The organism is Pseudomonas sp. AC229 (assembly GCF_979254655.1).
In genome coordinates, this window is record NZ_CEEDHK010000011.1 from 166,195 (window position 1) to 183,953 (window position 17,759).

General features: G+C 60.8%; 19 protein-coding genes and 1 riboswitch. Of the genes, 8 read left to right on the plus strand and 11 right to left on the minus strand.

The window, feature by feature from the left end; translation table 11 throughout:
- The first annotated feature begins 66 nt into the window (after positions 1-66).
- On the plus strand, positions 67-309 hold the full coding sequence (locus AC0IW7_RS16545; protein WP_471819460.1) for a DUF2789 domain-containing protein: 243 nt from the start codon (positions 67-69) through the stop codon (positions 307-309).
- Here the strand turns inward: AC0IW7_RS16545 and AC0IW7_RS16550 are convergent.
- The gene (locus AC0IW7_RS16550; protein WP_471819462.1) at positions 306-812 is read right to left on the minus strand and encodes a M48 metallopeptidase family protein; all 507 of its coding nucleotides are present in this window, start codon (positions 810-812) and stop codon (positions 306-308) included. The two genes, AC0IW7_RS16545 and AC0IW7_RS16550, sit on opposite strands and share 4 nt — an antisense overlap.
- Positions 813-1,076: 264 nt before the next feature.
- On the opposite strand from AC0IW7_RS16550, the gene AC0IW7_RS16555 reads away from it, so the two are divergent.
- Positions 1,077-1,772, plus strand: coding sequence for a polysaccharide lyase family 7 protein (locus AC0IW7_RS16555; protein WP_471819464.1), 696 nt, complete (start codon positions 1,077-1,079; stop codon positions 1,770-1,772).
- 133 nt (positions 1,773-1,905) lie between these two features.
- Here the strand turns inward: AC0IW7_RS16555 and fba are convergent, their stop codons facing one another.
- The 7 genes from fba to tkt all read right to left on the minus strand — a co-directional run bounded on the left by fba (position 1,906) and on the right by tkt (position 8,443).
- Positions 1,906-2,970, minus strand: coding sequence for a class II fructose-bisphosphate aldolase (gene fba, locus AC0IW7_RS16560; protein ID WP_463540799.1), 1,065 nt, complete (start codon positions 2,968-2,970; stop codon positions 1,906-1,908).
- A gap of 107 nt (positions 2,971-3,077) precedes the next feature.
- Positions 3,078-3,410: an MliC family protein gene (locus AC0IW7_RS16565; protein WP_471819466.1), complete on the minus strand. Its 333-nt coding sequence runs from the start codon at positions 3,408-3,410 to the stop codon at positions 3,078-3,080.
- A gap of 44 nt (positions 3,411-3,454) precedes the next feature.
- Positions 3,455-3,658: a hypothetical protein gene (locus AC0IW7_RS16570; protein ID WP_463540798.1), complete on the minus strand. Its 204-nt coding sequence runs from the start codon at positions 3,656-3,658 to the stop codon at positions 3,455-3,457.
- Between the two features lie 97 nt (positions 3,659-3,755).
- Positions 3,756-4,007: a hypothetical protein gene (locus AC0IW7_RS16575; RefSeq protein ID WP_471819468.1), complete on the minus strand. Its 252-nt coding sequence runs from the start codon at positions 4,005-4,007 to the stop codon at positions 3,756-3,758.
- An 8-nt stretch (positions 4,008-4,015) separates the two neighbouring features.
- Complete coding sequence (locus AC0IW7_RS16580; protein WP_471819469.1) at positions 4,016-5,188, minus strand: phosphoglycerate kinase; 1,173 nt, start codon at positions 5,186-5,188, stop codon at positions 4,016-4,018.
- 26 nt (positions 5,189-5,214) lie between these two features.
- Positions 5,215-6,288 (minus strand): erythrose-4-phosphate dehydrogenase, encoded by a 1,074-nt coding sequence (epd, locus tag AC0IW7_RS16585; RefSeq protein ID WP_471819471.1) that lies wholly within the window; start codon positions 6,286-6,288, stop codon positions 5,215-5,217.
- A gap of 157 nt (positions 6,289-6,445) precedes the next feature.
- Entirely contained in the window at positions 6,446-8,443 is a 1,998-nt protein-coding gene (gene tkt / locus AC0IW7_RS16590; RefSeq protein WP_471819472.1) for a transketolase, read from the minus strand.
- Positions 8,444-8,630: 187 nt separating this feature from the next.
- On the opposite strand from tkt, the gene AC0IW7_RS16595 reads away from it, so the two are divergent.
- From AC0IW7_RS16595 to AC0IW7_RS16610, 4 genes are all read left to right on the plus strand, one after another.
- A complete protein-coding gene (locus AC0IW7_RS16595) occupies positions 8,631-9,656 on the plus strand; it encodes an ArsR/SmtB family transcription factor (protein WP_471819474.1) in 1,026 nt (341 codons plus the stop codon).
- A gap of 19 nt (positions 9,657-9,675) precedes the next feature.
- Positions 9,676-10,866 carry a methionine adenosyltransferase gene (gene metK / locus AC0IW7_RS16600; RefSeq protein WP_122497613.1) on the plus strand — a complete coding sequence of 397 codons (1,191 nt, stop codon included), beginning with the start codon at positions 9,676-9,678 and terminating at the stop codon, positions 10,864-10,866.
- Positions 10,867-11,260: 394 nt separating this feature from the next.
- Positions 11,261-12,937 carry an NAD-dependent DNA ligase LigB gene (gene ligB, locus AC0IW7_RS16605; protein WP_471819476.1) on the plus strand — a complete coding sequence of 559 codons (1,677 nt, stop codon included), beginning with the start codon at positions 11,261-11,263 and terminating at the stop codon, positions 12,935-12,937.
- Positions 12,938-13,051: 114 nt separating this feature from the next.
- Positions 13,052-13,456, plus strand: a complete 405-nt coding sequence (locus tag AC0IW7_RS16610) for a DUF1090 domain-containing protein (protein ID WP_471819478.1) — start codon at positions 13,052-13,054, stop codon at positions 13,454-13,456.
- A gap of 6 nt (positions 13,457-13,462) precedes the next feature.
- On the opposite strand, the gene AC0IW7_RS16615 is transcribed toward AC0IW7_RS16610, so the two are convergent.
- From AC0IW7_RS16615 to AC0IW7_RS16625, 3 genes are all read right to left on the minus strand, one after another.
- Positions 13,463-13,912 carry a c-type cytochrome gene (locus AC0IW7_RS16615; protein ID WP_471819480.1) on the minus strand — a complete coding sequence of 150 codons (450 nt, stop codon included), beginning with the start codon at positions 13,910-13,912 and terminating at the stop codon, positions 13,463-13,465.
- Positions 13,913-13,986: 74 nt separating this feature from the next.
- Positions 13,987-14,373, minus strand: a complete 387-nt coding sequence (locus tag AC0IW7_RS16620; RefSeq protein WP_471819481.1) for an MAPEG family protein — start codon at positions 14,371-14,373, stop codon at positions 13,987-13,989.
- Between the two features lie 104 nt (positions 14,374-14,477).
- The gene (locus AC0IW7_RS16625; protein WP_122497623.1) at positions 14,478-14,882 is read right to left on the minus strand and encodes a hotdog domain-containing protein; all 405 of its coding nucleotides are present in this window, start codon (positions 14,880-14,882) and stop codon (positions 14,478-14,480) included.
- Between the two features lie 178 nt (positions 14,883-15,060).
- Positions 15,061-15,178, plus strand: a riboswitch (S-adenosyl-L-homocysteine riboswitch).
- A 21-nt stretch (positions 15,179-15,199) separates the two neighbouring features.
- On the opposite strand from AC0IW7_RS16625, the gene ahcY reads away from it, so the two are divergent.
- Positions 15,200-16,594 (plus strand): adenosylhomocysteinase, encoded by a 1,395-nt coding sequence (ahcY, locus tag AC0IW7_RS16630; RefSeq protein ID WP_463551148.1) that lies wholly within the window; start codon positions 15,200-15,202, stop codon positions 16,592-16,594.
- A 112-nt stretch (positions 16,595-16,706) separates the two neighbouring features.
- Entirely contained in the window at positions 16,707-17,552 is an 846-nt protein-coding gene (metF, locus tag AC0IW7_RS16635) for a methylenetetrahydrofolate reductase [NAD(P)H] (RefSeq protein ID WP_471819483.1), read from the plus strand.
- Positions 17,553-17,759 lie beyond the last annotated feature (207 nt).

Sequence of the window (17,759 nt, forward strand, 5' to 3'; positions counted from 1 at the left end):
AGGTTGAACCGGCGCCCGACCCAGGCAGTCCCACCTTTACAACGCTTCGCTACGAGAGGACATCTCATGGAATTGCCAGTGCACAGCCTGCCCACCCTGTTCGAACAACTGGGCTTGCCCTCCGAGCCTCAGGAAATCGCCGCATTCATCTCCAGCCATTCACCGCTGCCGGATGAAGTAAAAGTGTCGGAAGCGAGTTTCTGGACCCCCGCGCAGAAAGCGTTTTTGCGTGAGGGCATTCGTGATGATGCGGATTGGGCGCCTTACGTCGACCAGCTCAACGTGCTGCTGCACGAACACAAAGCTTAGCTGGCTTCGCGGCCTGCGAGGTCGCGCCAGGTGAGGTACACGCGCAAGTCGAATTCGAGCTGGTGGTAGCCCGGCAGCATGTATTCGCAGAGCTTGTAGAACGCTTTGTTGTGGTCTGACTCTTTGAGATGGGCCAGCTCGTGCACCACGATCATGCGTAGAAATTCCGGCGCCGCGTCTTTGAACAGCGAGGCGACGCGAATCTCTTTTTTGGCTTTGAGCTTGCCGCCCTGCACCCGCGAAATGGCGGTGTGCAAACCGAGCGCACGGTGGGTAAGGTCCAAGCGGTTGTCATACAGCACCTTGTCGATCGCAGGCGCGTTGCGCAGATGTTCCTGCTTCAATTCCAGCGTGTAGCTGTACAGCGCCTTGTCGCTCTGCACCGCGTGCTTGCCCGGATAACGCTGCTGCAAATAATCCCCTAAGCGATTGCTGGCAATCAGCTGCTGCACCTGCTCTTGCAGGTTTGGCGGGTAGGCTTGCAGGTATTTGAGCGGCGGCATGGCGGGTTGTTCGTCGGCGGCGGATCGCCAGTTTAACGGAGGCGACTGGCGCGGCAAAACGCCAGCTTTTGCTCGGCGATCAAGCGCATCAAGCACTTGCCCCCACTGCGTGCCGGGCGAGCGCAACGGCCGCCGTTTTCATGGCAGCGCGGGCACGACGAAAGGCATTCAAGGGCAGCAGACGCCGCACGATAAACAGCCCGCGGGACACCCGGACAACACCGTTGAGTTGCACCGAAACCACCGCTCCCGCGGAGAACACTGATGATCGACCTTGCAACCTGGAACCTGTCCATTCCCGTTGGCGTTCCGGCCACCACTATACAGACGCCCCTGCTGGTGGGCGGCTATCAGGACTACTACTTCAAGTCGGACAACGGTTCGATAATTTTCTGGGCGCCGGTCAACGGCACCGTCACCGACAGCGCCAGCTACCCGCGCAGCGAACTGCGCGAAACCTACCCCGACGGTAAGTTGCGCAACTGGACCTACCCCAGCGCCGACAACTTCCTGCGCGCCGCCGTGGCCGTCACCCAAGTGCCTTCAACCGGCAAAGTAGTGATCGGGCAGATTCATGCCTATGGCAGCTCCAAGCCGATGGTGAAGCTGGAGTTCCAATACAAGACCAAAACCGCGACCGCCAACATCGTCGCCAAAGTTCGCACCGCGCCGACCGATGAAGAAGGCCAGGTGATCACCGTATTGAGCGGCGTGAAGTTGGACCAACGCTTCACCTACACCCTGCACCTGACGCCCAAGGGCTCATTGTCGGTAACGGTGAACGGCGCGCAGTGGTCGACCAAGCTGGACCCAACCTGGGCGCCGAAACCGCTGTACTTCAAGGCCGGGGTTTATACCCAGGACAACAGCGGCTACGAAACCGAAGCCGGCGCGGCGACGTTTTATGTGTTGAAGATTGACCACGTAGGCGAGGCGCCGGCGGTGGCGGCCAAAAAGTAAAAAGCATCGCGGCTAAAGCCGCTCCCACAGACTGCGCAATACCTGTAGGAGCGGCTTTAGCCGCGATTGCCGCCCACAAAAAAGCCCGCCATAACGGCGGGCTTTTCAGCAAGCAATCAACGCATCAGCGAACTCAGTTCACCTTGGCGTTCAGCTCGCCTTTGGCGTAGCGCTGGTACATCGCTTCGAGGGAGATCGGTTTGATCTTCGAGGCATTACCGGCGGTGCCGAACGCTTCGTAACGGGCGATGCACACGTCACGCATGGCTTTGACGGTTTCGCCAAAGAATTTGCGTGGGTCGAATTCGCTCGGGTTGGTCGCCATCAGGCGGCGCATGGCGCCGGTGGAAGCCAGACGCAGGTCGGTGTCGATGTTGACCTTGCGTACGCCGTGCTTGATGCCTTCAACGATTTCCTCAACCGGTACGCCGTAGGTCTCTTTGATGTCGCCGCCGTACTGGTTGATGATCGCCAGCCACTCTTGCGGCACCGAGGAAGAACCGTGCATCACCAAGTGGGTGTTGGGGATGCGTTTGTGGATTTCCTTGATGCGGTCGATAGCCAGTACGTCGCCGGTAGGCGGCTTGGTGAACTTGTACGCGCCGTGGCTGGTGCCGATGGCGATGGCCAGGGCGTCGACCTGGGTTTTCTTGACGAAGTCAGCGGCTTCTTCCGGGTCGGTGAGCATCTGGCTGTGGTCCAGCACGCCTTCAGCGCCAATGCCGTCTTCTTCACCGGCCATACCGGTTTCCAACGAACCCAGGCAGCCCAACTCGCCTTCAACCGACACACCGCAGGCGTGAGCCATGGCCACGGTCTGTTGGGTAACGCGCACGTTGTAGTCGTAGTCGGTTGGGGTTTTGCCGTCTTCGCCCAGCGAGCCGTCCATCATCACCGAGCTGAAGCCCAGTTGAATGGAGCGCTGGCACACGTCAGGGCTGGTGCCGTGGTCTTGGTGCATGCACACCGGAATGTGCGGAAACTCTTCGATTGCCGCCAGGATCAAGTGACGCAGAAACGGTGCACCTGCGTATTTCCGTGCGCCGGCCGAAGCCTGGACGATCACCGGGGAATTGGTCTTGTCAGCCGCTTCCATGATGGCGCGCATCTGTTCCAGGTTGTTGACGTTGAAAGCTGGAACGCCGTAGCCGAATTCGGCGGCGTGGTCCAGCATCTGGCGCATGCTGATAAGTGCCATGGTTTAACTATCTCCCGGTTTCGCTAGTTAATTCGTGCAAGCCTGCAACTGCGGGCATTGTATAGGCGAAGAAGGCGCTGCGTTAGGCCCACTTGCCCTGTGAAATCTCACTGGGCTTTGCAGCCCCGGCCAATCAAGTCGTCGTTGGCGACCCAGTAAAGCAGGCCTTCCTGTCCTTTTATGTGAAAGGCCAGCACATCGCTGCTATAGAAAGCCCCGGTCTCGACAGGTTCCTGTTGCAGCTGATAAACCACATCGCCGCCGCCCAGGCGCACGTCGACCGCTTTCTGCTGGCTGTCGGCATACCGCCACAGGACTTTGGCTTGGCTGTCGCAGGTCCAGGTGGTCCACTGCTCACCCGATGGCGAGCTGGCACAGCCGGTCAATGCAGCACTGGCAGCAAGCAATACGGGGGCCAATCGGCCCATAACGCCTTTCATCCACACTCCTTATGGGCCAGCGTTGCTTGCCCGGGTTCGTTCGGTCAGGGGCAGTTTTGCTCGTGACTGTCAGTCATTGGTGGCTCGCCGGTGCTTTGCGCCTCAACCCGTTGATCGTTCTGATTGGTCGGCAGACTGATCTGAGCAGGGCTCAATACTTCGCACGTACTCGTCGCGCCACCGCCGGCACAGCCGGTCAACAGCACTAACAACGAAGCAGACAACAGCGTGGCGCAGTAGCGGTTCATGGCGGGTCTTCCTTTACGCGGGAGGGGTATTAGCAATGACCGTGGGGCCATTGAAATAGTTGCTCCTACGTAACGGCTCAGACCGCGCGGGAATCCGCTACGGGCATTCCTCCATGGCCGCCGCCGGCTGGTTATCGCCTTGGGCCGGCTGCGGGCGGTGTTCTTCGTCGAATCGACGGTAGATCACCGCAGAGGTTTCTGCCCACCAACTGGTTTGATAACAGCTTGGCTCGCCAGCCTGCTGCGCCTGTTGCGGTTTATCCGGCGTGACCTTCTGCTCCGGCGCGCTGCTGCAGCCTTGCAGCAATACGCCGAGGACAACAACGGACAACGGAGCGAGCAGGCGCATGGTTCGCATCAGCCCTTCGCGCGCTGCTCAAGCACTTCCACAGCGGGCAGTACTTTGCCTTCGACGAACTCGAGGAACGCACCGCCGCCAGTGGAAATGTAGGAGATCTGCTCGCCCACACCGTATTTGTCGATAGCCGCCAGGGTGTCGCCACCGCCGGCGATGGAGAACGCCTGGCTCTCGGCAATCGCCAGGGCCAGGGCTTTGGTGCCGTGGCCGAACTGGTCGAATTCAAACACGCCAACCGGGCCGTTCCACAGAATGGTTTTCGACGACTTCAGCAAATCGGCGAACAGCGCGGCAGTTTGCGGGCCGATGTCGAGGATCATGTCGTCGTCGGCCACGTCGCTGATGGCCTTGACGGTGGCCTCAGCGGTTTGCGCGAATTCCTTGGCAACCACCACGTCCACCGGCAGCGGCACGCTGACCTTGGCGGCGATGGCTTTGGCGGTGTCGAGCAGGTCGGGTTCGTACAGCGACTTGCCCACCGGGTAACCGGCGGCCGCGAGGAAGGTGTTGGCGATGCCGCCGCCGACGATCAACTGGTCGCAGATCTGGCTCAGGCTGTTGAGCACGTCGAGCTTGGTCGACACTTTCGAGCCGGCAACAATCGCAGCCATCGGTTTGGCCGGTGCGCCCAGGGCTTTGCCCAGCGCGTCCAGTTCGGCAGCCAACAGCGGGCCAGCAGCGGCCACTTTGGCGAACTTGGCCACGCCGTGGGTCGACCCTTCGGCGCGGTGGGCGGTGCCGAAGGCGTCCATCACGAACACGTCGCACAGGGCGGCGTATTGCTGGGCCAGCTCGTCAGCGTTCTTCTTCTCGCCCTTGTTGAAGCGCACGTTTTCGAACAACACGATGTCGCCCGGTGCCACGTCAACGCCACCGAGGTAGTCGGCTACCAACGGCACATCGCGGCCCAGGGCCTTGCTCAGGTAGTCGGCCACTGGCTTGAGGCTGTTCTCGGCGCTGAATTCGCCCTCGGTCGGACGCCCCAGGTGGGAGCACACCATGACGGCCGCGCCTTTTTCCAGGGCCAGTTTAATGGTCGGCAAAGAGGCGAGAATGCGCGCATCGCTGGTGACCACGCCGTCCTTGACGGGCACGTTAAGGTCTTCGCGAATCAGCACGCGCTTACCTTTCAGATCCAGATCGCTCATTTTTTGTACAAGAGGGGTGGTCATGGCGCAGTCCTTCCCGGGCTGGTTGATCAAAGGGGCTTGGAAACAGGTGCAACAGAAACAGGTGAAGCAGCGACGTCCAGATAATGCTGAGCCACGTCGAGCATGCGATTGGCGAAACCCCATTCGTTGTCGAACCAGGCCAGCAGGTTCACCAGCCGTGGGCCGGAAACGCGGGTCTGACTGCCATCGACAATCGCGGAATGCGGGTCGTGGTTGAAATCGCAGCTGGCGTGCGGCAATTCGGTGTAGGCCAATAAACCCTTCAATGGCCCACTTTCCGCCGCTTGGCGCAGCACTCGGTTGATCTCGTGTGCATCGGTATCACGCGCAGTTTGCAGGGTGATGTCCAGGCACGAGACGTTCACCGTCGGCACTCGCACGGCTTTGGCCTGAATTCGTCCGGCAAGTTCCGGCAACAAACGCTCGATACCGCGAGCCAGGCCGGTGGACACCGGAATCACCGATTGAAACGCCGACCGCGTGCGACGCAAGTCTTCGTGGTGATAAGCGTCGATCACCGGTTGGTCGTTCATGGCCGAGTGAATCGTGGTGATGGATGCATATTCCAGACCCACCGCTTCATTGAGCAATTTCAGCAACGGCACGCCGCAGTTGGTGGTGCACGAGGCGTTGGAGACCAACGTCTCGTGGCCCGTTAGCTGTTGCTGGTTAACGCCGTAGACGATGGTGGCGTCGATATCCGCCTCGCTCGCCATCGGCTGCGAGAACAACACACGCGGCACGCCGGCGTCGATAAAGCGCTGGCCGTCGGCGCGGGTGTTGTAGACGCCGGAACATTCCAGCACCAGGTCGACATCCAGCGCCTTCCAGTCGATGCCCTCAGGCGTGGCGCTGCGCAGCACCAGCAAGTTGTCGCCATTTACGTGCAGGCAATCGCCTTCAATCCGCACCTCACCGGGGAAGCGCCCGTGGGTGGAGTCGAAGCGCGTGAGGTATTCGATGCTGGCCAGATCCGCCAGATCATTCAGCGCCACCACCTGAAAACCGGCCTTGGCGCCACGCTCATACAACGCACGCAGTACGCAACGACCAATGCGGCCATAACCGTTGAGGGCAACTTTGTAAGGACGCTGGGACATGGACAGGCTCACGTCGGGTAAAGCGGAGGGGGTTAGCAGTCAGCCTTGGGTTCACTCCAAACACCCGTCATTCCCGCGCAGGCGGGAATCCAGGCTTATCGATTGGACGACACGACTGAATCCACCTGCGTGAGGACGGCGAGTGCAGAGCCGGCTCTTAACCTTCCAGCAACTCGCCAGCCTGCTCGAGGATGTTCTCCACGGTAAAGCCGAAGTGCTCGAACAACGCCGGAGCGGGGGCCGACTCGCCGAAGCTGGTCATGCCGATTACGCGACCTTCCAGGCCGACGTACTTGTACCAGTAGTCCGCGTGGGCGGCTTCGATGGCGATACGCGCGCCCACTTGCAGCGGCAACACGGCCTGCTTGTAGCCGGCGTCTTGGGCGTCGAACACGCTGGTGCACGGCATGGACACTACGCGCACCTTGCGGCCTTGCTCGGTGAGCTTGTCGTAAGCCTGAACGGCCAGGGCAACTTCCGAGCCGGTGGCGATCAGAATCAGCTCAGGCTCGCCCGCGCAATCTTTCAGCACATAACCACCGCGCTCGGCGTTGGCCAGTTGCTCGGCGTCGCGGTTTTGATGCGGCAGGTTCTGGCGCGAGAAAATCAGCGCGCTCGGGCCGTCTTTGCGTTCAACGGCGTGCTTCCAGGCGATGGCCGATTCAACCGCGTCGGCTGGGCGCCAGGTGTCGAGGTTCGGCGTGGTGCGCAGGCTGGTGAGCTGCTCGATTGGCTGGTGCGTCGGGCCGTCTTCACCCAGACCGATGGAGTCGTGGGTGAACACATACAGCACGCGCTTTTTCATCAGCGCCGACATGCGCACAGCGTTGCGAGCGTATTCCATGAAGATCAGGAAGGTGGCGCCATACGGCACGAAGCCGCCGTGCAGGGCCACGCCATTCATGATGGCGCTCATGCCGAACTCGCGTACGCCGTAGAACATGTAGTTGCCAGCAGCGTCTTCGGCGCTCACGCCTTTGCAGCCTTTCCACAGCGTGAGGTTGGAGCCGGCGAGGTCAGCCGAGCCGCCGAGGAATTCCGGCAGCAGCGGACCAAATGCATTCAGCGCGTTCTGGCTGGCTTTGCGGCTGGCGATGGTTTCGCCTTTGCTCGCCACTTCATTGATATAGGCAACGGCCTTGTCGGCGAAGTCGGCAGGCAAGTCGCCGGCCAGGCGGCGTTTCAGCTCGCTCGCCAGTTCCGGGTGAGCGGCAGCGTAAGCGTCGAAACGGCTGTTCCACTCCGCTTCGGCGGCAGCGCCCGCCGTTTTGGCGTCCCACTCGGCATAGATGTCGGCCGGAACTTCGAACGGGCCGTGGTTCCAGCTCAGCGCGGCGCGGGTCAGGGCGATTTCGTCGGCGCCCAGCGGAGCGCCGTGGCAGTCTTCCTTGCCTTGCTTGTTTGGCGAACCGAAGCCAATCACGGTTTTGCAGCAGATCAGCGTCGGCTGCGCGCTCTTGCGAGCGGTGTCGATGGCGATCTTGATTTCTTCGGCATCGTGGCCGTCCACGTTGCGGATCACTTGCCAGCCGTACGACTCGAAACGCTTGGGCGTGTCGTCGGTGAACCAGCCTTCCACTTCACCGTCGATGGAGATGCCGTTGTCATCGTAGAAAGCGATCAGCTTGCCCAGGCCCAAGGTGCCGGCCAGCGAACTCACTTCGTGGGAAATGCCTTCCATCATGCAACCGTCACCCAGGAACACGTAGGTGTGGTGGTCGACGATGTTGTGGCCAGGACGGTTGAACTGCGCGCCCAGCACTTTCTCCGCCAGGGCAAAACCCACGGCGTTGGCCAGGCCTTGGCCCAGTGGGCCGGTGGTGGTTTCTACGCCAGGGGTGTAGCCGTATTCCGGGTGGCCCGGGGTGCGGCTGTGCAGTTGGCGGAAGTTTTTCAGGTCGTCGATGGACAGGTCGTAACCGGTCAGGTGCAGCAACGAATAGATGAGCATTGAGCCGTGGCCGTTGGACAGGATGAAGCGGTCACGGTCGGCGAACTCAGGGTTGCTCGGGTTGTGCTTGAGGTAGTCGCGCCACAGCACTTCGGCGATGTCCGCCATACCCATCGGTGCACCGGGGTGGCCGCTGTTGGCTTTCTGCACGGCATCCATGCTGAGGGCACGAATGGCATTGGCACGCTCACGACGGCTGGGCATCGCTAATCTCCTGGGTAGGGCTGTTCACAAAAAGGCGGCCATTTTCGCCCAGGCCGGTAGTGCGGGGCAATCACAGATGGTCGAACCGGGCCGCTTTTGTCCCTTCGACGACCCTCGGCGCGCAATATCAAAACTTTTTGATATTGGTGTTGCTGGATAAAAAATGACCGACTAGACTGCGCACCCTATGAATATGCGCGTCCCCCAACTGCGTTTCGAACCCGCCGATGAGCTGGCCGCCCTGTGCAAGGCCGGCGGTGATCCGCTGCGGTTGAACGTGTTGCGCGCGCTGAGCAACGACTCGTTTGGCGTACTGGAGCTGGCGCAAATTTTCGCCACCGGCCAGTCCGGCATGAGCCACCACTTGAAGGTGCTGGCCCAGGCCGGGCTGGTTGCCACGCGCCGCGAAGGCAATGCCATTTTCTACCGCCGTGCCCTGGCTCCGGCCGAACGCCTGGGCGGCCTGTTGCACAGCGCGTTGTTGGATGAAGTCGACAACCTGGAACTGCCGGCCGACGTACAAACCCGCATCGCCGCCGTTCACGGCCAACGCGCCGCCGCCAGTCAGGATTTTTTCAGCCGCATGGCCGAGAACTTTCAGGCCCAGCAGGACTTGATCGCCGGCCTGCCGCAATACCGCGACAGCGTGCTCGCCCTGCTCGACGCACTTGGCTTCAGCCGCGGGGCCACAGCGCTGGAAATCGGCCCCGGCGATGGTGGTTTTTTGCCCGAGCTGGCCAAGCGTTTCGCCCGTGTTACGGCGCTGGACAACAGCGCGGCCATGCTTGAATTGGCCCGCGTACGCTGTGAGCAAGACGGCCTGAACAACGTTGAATTACAACTGGCCGATGCCTTAAATGAAGAAAGCGCGCGGCTGACCGCCGACTGCGTGGTGCTGAACATGGTGCTGCACCACCTGGCCGCCCCGGCCGACGCGCTGAAGCAACTGGCGCAGCGGGTCAAACCCGGCGGCAGTTTGTTGATTACCGAGTTGTGCCGCCATAACCAGAGCTGGGCCCGCGAGGCCTGTGGCGACCTCTGGCTTGGCTTCGAACAGGACGACCTGGCCCACTGGGCACAAGCCGCAGGGCTTGAACCCGGTGAAAGCCTCTACATTGGTTTACGCAATGGTTTCCAGATTCAGGTGCGCCATTTTCAGCGCGCCCCTGGTAGCCCGGACCCATCAGCAGCCACAACGCTGCCGAACACTTGATAAACAGGAACCCGTCGAGATGAGCGAATACTCTCTTTTCACCTCTGAGTCCGTGTCTGAAGGACATCCAGACAAAATCGCCGACCAGATTTCCGATGCCGTCCTCGACGCCATCATCGCCCAGGACAAACACGCTCGCGTAGCGTGCGAAACCCTGGTGAAAACCGGCGTTGCCATCATCGCCGGCGAAGTGACCACCAACGCCTGGGTCGATCTGGAAGAAATCGTCCGTAACGTCATCACCGACATCGGCTACACCAGCTCCGACGTCGGCTTCGACGGCGCCACCTGCGGCGTGATGAACATCATCGGCAAGCAGTCCCCCGACATTAACCAGGGCGTTGACCGCAGCAAGCCGGAAGACCAGGGCGCTGGCGACCAGGGCCTGATGTTCGGCTACGCCAGCAACGACACCGACGTGCTGATGCCAGCCCCGATCTGCTACGCGCATCGTTTGGTAGAGCGTCAGGCCGAAGCGCGTAAATCCGGCCTGCTGCCTTGGCTGCGCCCGGACGCCAAATCGCAAGTGACCTTCCGCTACGAAAATGGCAAGCCGGTCGCCGTGGACGCCGTGGTTCTGTCGACCCAGCACAACCCGGAAGTCAGCTACAAAGACCTGCGCGAAGGCGTGATGGAACTGATCGTCAAGCACGTGCTGCCGGCTGAATGGCTGCACAAAGACACCCAGTTCCACATCAACCCCACCGGCAACTTCGTGATCGGCGGCCCAGTGGGCGACTGCGGCCTGACCGGCCGTAAAATCATCGTCGACTCCTACGGCGGCATGGCCCGTCACGGCGGCGGCGCGTTCTCCGGTAAAGACCCATCCAAGGTAGACCGCTCGGCCGCTTACGCCGGTCGATACGTGGCCAAGAACATCGTCGCTGCCGGCCTGGCCGAGCGCTGCGAAATTCAGGTGTCCTACGCCATCGGCGTGGCCCAGCCCACGTCGGTTTCGATCAACACCTTCGGCACCAACAAGGTCAGCGAAGAGAAGATCATCCAGCTGGTGCGCGACACCTTCGACCTGCGTCCGTACGCCATCACCAAAATGCTCGACCTGCTGCACCCGATGTACCGTCCAACTGCGGCCTACGGCCACTTCGGTCGTACGCCGGAAGAACTGACTGTCGGTGATGACACCTTCACCACGTTCACCTGGGAAAAAACCGACAAGGCCGAACAGCTGCGCGCTAACGCCGGTTTGTGAGTGCTGCGTTGAAGTGAAAAAGCCCCGCCTTGTGCGGGGCTTTTTTGTGTGCAGGACGGGATGGATTCGAGCCCACCTCAAGCAACGCCGTCATGGCCGCAAAGGTGGCGGGGGATCTGTCCCAATTACCGTCATACCCGCGCAGGCGGGAAACCAGGCTTGCGGACCGAAGTGAAATGGTCGGCGGTCCCAAGTCCTCTGCCCGCCGAAAGATTCTGGATCCCCGCTTTCGCGAGGATGACGGAGGTTTTTCTCAACACCACGTCCCCCCCGCAAGCGGCAACGACAGACTCTTTTCCAGCCATAACCTACAACCCCGCCAGCCCGCTCTGCTTGGCACAATTTCCCCAATCCGTAACCTGCCGGGTGCCCTCATCCGAACAGGACGTTCGCCATGTTGCGACGGATTGCCATACTGCTTTGCTCCACCCTGCCCCTCTTGTGTTCTGCCGCGCCCTGCCCGTCCTGGCCACCGGAGCGCGCCGCCCTTGAACTCAACGCCCTTAGCGACCAGATTGGCCAATGGAACGAGGATTACCGCCAGGGCCGCGTCACGGTCGCCGATGAGCTTTACGACCAAACACTGCTAAAACTTCAAGACTGGAAAATCTGCTTCTCCGCCATTGAGGTGGCAGAACCGGCGACCACGCCGACTGAAGGCGGACCGCTGGAGCATCCGGTCGCGCACACCGGGCTCAACAAATTGCCCAACGCGCAGGCGGTCGGCGAATGGCTGAAGCACCGCAGCGATATCTGGGTGCAGCCCAAGGTCGACGGCGTGGCGGTCACCCTGATCTATGCCGATGGGCAGCTGCAGCGCGTCATCAGCCGCGGCGACGGGCTCAGCGGCCAGGACTGGACCGACCACGCGCAACACATTCCCGCCATCCCACCCCGCTTGAACGCCAGCGAAGGGCAAACGCTGGTTCAAGGCGAGCTGTATTTGCAGGCCGCTGGCCATGTGCAAGCCAAGCGCGGCGGCATGGGTGCGAGGGCGACCGTGGCCGGGCTGCTCAATCGCAAACAGCTGTCGGATGCAGACGGTCAGCGCATCGGCTTGTTCGTGTGGGAGCTGCCAAACGGCCCATTGGATATGCCGTCCCGGCTAGACCGCCTGATTGACCTGGGCTTTACCGATACCGTGAAGCTGACCCACCCGGCCCATTCCCTCGCCGATATAGAGCAGTGGCGCCAGCACTGGTACCAAAGCCCGCTGCCGTTTGCCAGCGACGGCATCGTCATCCGCCAGGGCACCAGGCCCGCCGGCAAACGCTGGCGAAGCGTGCCGCCGGCAAGCGCGGTGGCGTGGAAATACCCGTATGCCCAGGCGTTGGCCGAAGTGCGGCGGGTGGAGTTCAAAGTCGGCCGCACCGGCCGCGTCACCCCTGTGCTGCACCTGGAACCGGTGCAGTTGGACGACCGCACCATCCGTCGCGTGAGCGTCGGCTCCTTACGGCGCTGGAGCCGCCTGGATATTCGCCCCGGCGACCAAGTGGCCATCGCCTTGGCCGGCCTGACCATTCCGCGCCTTGAAGGCGTGACCTGGCATACGCAAACCCGTGAAGAACTCGCCCCACCTGAGGCGAGTCGCTATCACCTGTTGAGTTGCTGGACGCCGGAGCCAGACTGCGCCAGCCAGTTTCGCGCCCGACTGGAGTGGCTGAGCAGCAAAAAAGGCCTGGCGATGGCGGGCGTTGGCCCGGGCACGTGGGAAAAATTAATGAACGCCAACCGCGTTAGCGGGCTGCTCGACTGGTTGGACTTAACCGAAGCAGAACTGGCCGGCCTGCCAGGCTTGGGTAAACGCAGCGCCAGCAACCTGTATGGCAGCTTCCAAAGCGCATTACAGCAGCCGCTGCCCACTTGGTTGAAAGCGCTGGGGATGCCGCCGACGGGCGATGCGAGTATGGCTGAAACCTGGGACGAGCTCGCGCAGCGTAGCGAACGGGATTGGCTCGATCAGCCCGGCATTGGCAAAACGCGCGCACAGCAACTGACGGCTTTTTTCCGCGATCCGCAGGTGCATGCGTTTCGGGAAAAATTGCAGGCGGCGGGTGTGAGTGGCTTCTGATGACCCGAGTCCGCCACCCTAACAGACCGGTTTCTATCGGATAGACTTCTGGCCATCGCGACCTCGCGCAAGCGTCCGGTCGCCGATCTTTTTCACTGCCAACGGAGCGTTGCAATGTTGTCTTTACATGCCTTACGTCACCTTGTCACAGCGGCCGCGCTTGGCCTTTTCGCCGCCTCGGCTGTGGCTGCCGAAAGCACTAAAACCCTGACCGGTTGCGCCGCCAAGCGCGACGAAATCCAGCAGCAAATTGAACACGCCAAAGCCGCCGGCAACAGTGCGCAGCAGGCAGGTTTGGAAACGGCATTGAGCCAAGTTAAAAACAACTGCACCGATGAGCAGTTGGAGAAATCACGCGAGCAAAAAGTGCTGGACGCTCAGCACGAGGTGAAACGCCGCGAAAGCGATCTGCAAAAGGCCATGGCCAAAGGTGACCCAGAGAAGATCGACTCCCGCAAAAACAAACTGGCCGAAGCCCGCAAAGAACTCGACGAAGCCAAAAAGCAACTGGGTCGCTAATCACGATCAGTGATTGCGGAACGCCTTGTGGCAGGTTTCACAGGCGTCTTCCACGGCCTGCACGGGCGCGTCGAGTTTCTTCGCGTCCAGTGCCGGATCCCGGCTGGCGACGACGAGGGCTGCCGTCGCGGCTTCCAGATTTTTCGCTAGCTCCTGAAAGCGCGCCTGGTTTTCCCACACTTCGGGCTTGGCGCTGCTTTTGTCGGTTTCCTGCGCCTGCGGGAAATACTGCCAAGGCTGCTTGGACAACTCGTCGAGCTTCACCGCGCCGGCAGCGAATTTCTCGCTGTCGAACTGCACCCTGCCGCGCAACATGCCGCCCAGGTCTTCACCTGTTTTGAGCATCTGTTTGAAGATGGCCTGGCGCTTGCCCTGTGGCGAATTGGGATCAACGCCACCGCAGGCGGCTAGTGCCAGACAGGCGAAAACAATGAGAGTGGCTTTTTTCGAAATCATGGCGAGGCTACTTTTGGCTGTTCAACGGCGGCCGCCAGTATCCTCGCCTTGCTCCCGATTACCAACCTTCGACGTCAGACGCTGACGAAGAAAAAGCTCGCGATCAGCGCCATGCCAACGCCCCAGATCAACGAGCGAATCGGCGCCCAGTCAGCCAGGTAGCAGATGATGTAAAGAATGCGGCTGACGATAAACCAGATCGCCAGCAGGTCGATGGTGGTCTGTGTGGCATGGCCGATTTGATGGGCAATGATCACCGCAGCAGCGAATGCCGGCGTCACCTCAAAGCCATTGAGCTGGGCGTTGTTGGCGCGCTTGGCCGGACCATTCATGGTCGCCTGCAACGCACGGGGATCGTGATTGTGTTTGGGCGTGAAACCGCCGCCCAAGCCTTTGGCCAGCCCTGTGCAGAGGTAGGGAAGAAACAGCGCAATCAGCACGCACCAATAAGCAACGGTCATAGCAACTCCTCGGTTTTATTGTTCCGAGCAGCTTGCCCTGATGCGCGCGCCGAATCCATGGCCAGCCAGGCGCTGGCCAATGGCATATGAGTCAATCGCTCGGCTTAGGCCGAACCGCCCTCTTCCTTGAACTGGTCACGGATATAGGTGATTTCGGTTTTGCCATGGGGCGCCGGGTTGCCGTCGGCATCGACGTTAACAAACACCATCTTGTCGATGGTCAGGATGCTTTTGCGGGTGATCTTGTTGCGCACCTCGGCGCGCATGGTCAGCGACGTGCGGCCGAAAGCGGTGGCGGTGATGCCCAACTCGATGATGTCGCTCTGGCGCGCCGACGAGACGAAATTGATTTCGGAAATCAGCTTGGTCACCACGTGCTGGCTACCCAGCTGGATGATCGCGTAGATCGCCGCTTCCTCGTCAATCCACTTCAGCAAGCTGCCGCCGAACAAGGTGCCGTTGGGGTTGAGGTCTTCGGGCTTCACCCATTTGCGTGTGTGGAAGTTCATACCTGCTCCTCGTGTTAGAACGCCCGCAGCATGGCAGAAGCGATGCGAGGCTGTCGCAACAACGCTGTTAATAGTGGCTATAGCCCATTGCGACAGAAAGCCTTGGGCAAGCTCGCCGGCGCAGCTATAATCCCCCAGCTTCAAAGCGGCCCCCTGGATTGTGGGTCGCTCCCGCCACCTGTTCGAGGGGCGCTGCAGCAGGTTCTTCCGTCGCGAAGTGGCCTGTCAGGCTCGAGCAGGGCGTAGAGAACAGCCATTCGCTGGCTGTTAAAACGCATCAACGGCGCCCATTCGCACACCACGAATGGAGTTACAGCATGAGCGCTGCTTTTACCGACTATAAAGTCGCCGATATTTCCCTGGCCGCTTGGGGCCGCCGCGAAACCATCATCGCCGAATCCGAAATGCCAGCCCTGATGGGCCTGCGCCACAAGTACGCCGGCGAGCAGCCGCTCAAAGGCGCGAAGATCATCGGCTGCATCCACATGACCATCCAGACTGCCGTGCTGATCGAAACCCTGGTTGCCCTGGGTGCCGAAGTACGCTGGTCGTCCTGCAACATTTTCTCCACTCAAGACCAAGCCGCTGCTGCCATCGCTGCTGCCGGCATTCCTGTGTTCGCCTGGAAAGGTGAAACCGAGCAAGAGTACGAGTGGTGCATCGAGCAAACCATCCTCAAAGATGGCCAGCCGTGGGACGCCAACATGATTCTCGACGACGGCGGCGACCTGACCGAAATCATCCACAAGAAATACCCGGCCATGCTCGACAAGATTCACGGCGTGACCGAGGAAACCACCACCGGCGTTCACCGCCTGTTGGACATGCTGGCCAAGGGCGAGCTGAAAATTCCGGCCATCAACGTCAACGACTCGGTGACCAAGAGCAAGAACGACAACAAGTACGGCTGCCGTCACAGCCTGAACGACGCCATCAAGCGCGGCACCGACCACCTTCTGTCCGGCAAGCAAGCGCTGGTCATTGGCTACGGTGACGTGGGCAAAGGCTCGGCTCAGTCGCTGCGTCAGGAAGGCATGATCGTCAAGGTCACCGAAGTAGACCCGATCTGCGCCATGCAAGCGTGCATGGACGGTTTTGAAGTGGTTTCGCCGTTTATCGATGGCAACAACGACGGCACCGCCGCCAGCATCGACAAACAACTGCTGGGCAAAATCGACCTGATCGTGACCACCACCGGTAACGTCAACGTCTGCGACAGCAACATGCTCACCGCTCTGAAAAAACGCGCAGTGGTCTGCAACATCGGTCACTTCGACAACGAGATCGACACCGCTTTCATGCGCAAGAACTGGGCATGGGAAGAAGTGAAGCCGCAGGTGCACAAGGTTCACCGCACCGGCGCTGGCAGCTTCGATCCGCACAACGATGACTACCTGATTCTGCTCGCCGAAGGCCGCCTGGTTAACCTGGGCAACGCCACCGGTCACCCGAGCCGCATCATGGACGGCTCGTTCGCCAACCAGGTGCTGGCGCAAATCTTCCTGTTCGGCCAGAAGTACGCCGACCTGTCGCCGGCTGAAAAAGCTGAGCGCCTGACTGTGGAAGTGCTGCCGAAGAAACTCGACGAAGAAGTGGCCCTGGAAATGGTCAAGGGTTTCGGCGGCGTTGTGACCAAGCTGACCAAAACGCAAGCCGACTACATCGGCGTGCCGCAGGAAGGCCCGTTCAAGCCACACGCCTACCGCTACTGATGTGCCCGGCGCCCGCACCCGCGGGCGCTTTGCCGCGAAGTACAGGCTCGCGCTTTCCGATTGGAAGCCGGGCCTGTCGACCATTCGCCAGCGTTTCCGAGAGCACTTTTAAATGAGCAAAGAACGTCGCTACAGCTTCGAGTTCTTCCCGACCAAGACCGACGCTGGGCATGAAAAACTGTTAGCCACTGCCCGCGTGCTGGCTGGCTACAACCCCGATTTCTTCTCCTGCACCTACGGTGCCGGTGGTTCGACCCGCGACCGCACGATCAACACCGTGCTGCAACTGGACAGCGACGTGAAGGTGCCGACCGCACCGCACCTGTCCTGCGTGGGCGACAGCAAGGCCGAACTGCGCGCCCTGCTCAAGCAATACCAGGATGCGGGCATCAAACGCATCGTGGCCCTGCGCGGCGACCTGCCATCCGGCATGGGCATGGCCAGTGGCGAGCTGCGTCACGCCAATGACCTGGTCAGCTTTATCCGTGAAGAAACCGGCAGCCACTTCCACATCGAAGTCGCCGCCTACCCGGAAATGCACCCGCAAGCGCGCAACTTCGAAGACGACATCGCCAACTTCGTGCGCAAGGCCAAGGCCGGCGCCGACAGCGCGATCACTCAGTACTTCTTCAACGCCGACAGCTACTTTTACTTCGTCGAGCGCGTGCGCAAGATGGGCGTCACGATTCCGATCGTGCCGGGCATCATGCCGATCACCAACTACAGCAAATTGGCGCGTTTCTCCGACGCGTGCGGCGCTGAAATTCCACGCTGGATTCGCAAACAGCTGGAGGCTTACGCCGACGACATCGAGAGCATTCAGGCGTACGGCGAGCAGGTCATCACAGAAATGTGCGACCGCCTGCTGCAAGGTGGCGCACCGGGCTTGCACTTCTACACCCTGAACCAGGCAGAACCGAGCCTGGCCGTGTGGAACAACCTCAACCTGCCGCGCTAAGCGAAAGTTTGCAGGGTTTCAAATGAACAAAGCGCGGAATTGAAGTGTCAATTCCGCGCAACTGGTTGATGAAACACGAACCACACTAAACTCAAGCGCTCCTGGACTAAGGCCAGGCAAGGCAAGGCGGAGTGAAATCAAAAAGCGCAGCGTACTCAAGTACGTGAGCATTTTTTATTTCGCTCCAACGCAGCATGGCCGACGGCC

Excerpts from the sequence above, each read along its gene's own strand:
- AC0IW7_RS16580 (WP_471819469.1), bottom strand. The coding sequence starts at position 5,188 with ATGACCACCCCTCTTGTACAAAAAATGAGCGATCTGGATCTGAAAGGT.
- epd (WP_471819471.1), bottom strand. The coding sequence starts at position 6,288 with ATGTCCCAGCGTCCTTACAAAGTTGCCCTCAACGGTTATGGCCGCATT.
- AC0IW7_RS16595 (WP_471819474.1), top strand. The coding sequence starts at position 8,631 with ATGAATATGCGCGTCCCCCAACTGCGTTTCGAACCCGCCGATGAGCTG.
- ahcY (WP_463551148.1), top strand. The coding sequence starts at position 15,200 with ATGAGCGCTGCTTTTACCGACTATAAAGTCGCCGATATTTCCCTGGCC.
- AC0IW7_RS16555 (WP_471819464.1), top strand. The coding sequence starts at position 1,077 with ATGATCGACCTTGCAACCTGGAACCTGTCCATTCCCGTTGGCGTTCCG.
- AC0IW7_RS16565 (WP_471819466.1), bottom strand. The coding sequence starts at position 3,410 with ATGAAAGGCGTTATGGGCCGATTGGCCCCCGTATTGCTTGCTGCCAGT.
- AC0IW7_RS16550 (WP_471819462.1), bottom strand. The coding sequence starts at position 812 with ATGCCGCCGCTCAAATACCTGCAAGCCTACCCGCCAAACCTGCAAGAG.
- fba (WP_463540799.1), bottom strand. The coding sequence starts at position 2,970 with ATGGCACTTATCAGCATGCGCCAGATGCTGGACCACGCCGCCGAATTC.
- AC0IW7_RS16620 (WP_471819481.1), bottom strand. The coding sequence starts at position 14,373 with ATGACCGTTGCTTATTGGTGCGTGCTGATTGCGCTGTTTCTTCCCTAC.
- AC0IW7_RS16545 (WP_471819460.1), top strand. The coding sequence starts at position 67 with ATGGAATTGCCAGTGCACAGCCTGCCCACCCTGTTCGAACAACTGGGC.
- AC0IW7_RS16625 (WP_122497623.1), bottom strand. The coding sequence starts at position 14,882 with ATGAACTTCCACACACGCAAATGGGTGAAGCCCGAAGACCTCAACCCC.
- AC0IW7_RS16575 (WP_471819468.1), bottom strand. The coding sequence starts at position 4,007 with ATGCGCCTGCTCGCTCCGTTGTCCGTTGTTGTCCTCGGCGTATTGCTG.
- tkt (WP_471819472.1), bottom strand. The coding sequence starts at position 8,443 with ATGCCCAGCCGTCGTGAGCGTGCCAATGCCATTCGTGCCCTCAGCATG.
- metF (WP_471819483.1), top strand. The coding sequence starts at position 16,707 with ATGAGCAAAGAACGTCGCTACAGCTTCGAGTTCTTCCCGACCAAGACC.
- AC0IW7_RS16615 (WP_471819480.1), bottom strand. The coding sequence starts at position 13,912 with ATGATTTCGAAAAAAGCCACTCTCATTGTTTTCGCCTGTCTGGCACTA.
- AC0IW7_RS16610 (WP_471819478.1), top strand. The coding sequence starts at position 13,052 with ATGTTGTCTTTACATGCCTTACGTCACCTTGTCACAGCGGCCGCGCTT.
- AC0IW7_RS16570 (WP_463540798.1), bottom strand. The coding sequence starts at position 3,658 with ATGAACCGCTACTGCGCCACGCTGTTGTCTGCTTCGTTGTTAGTGCTG.
- metK (WP_122497613.1), top strand. The coding sequence starts at position 9,676 with ATGAGCGAATACTCTCTTTTCACCTCTGAGTCCGTGTCTGAAGGACAT.
- ligB (WP_471819476.1), top strand. The coding sequence starts at position 11,261 with ATGTTGCGACGGATTGCCATACTGCTTTGCTCCACCCTGCCCCTCTTG.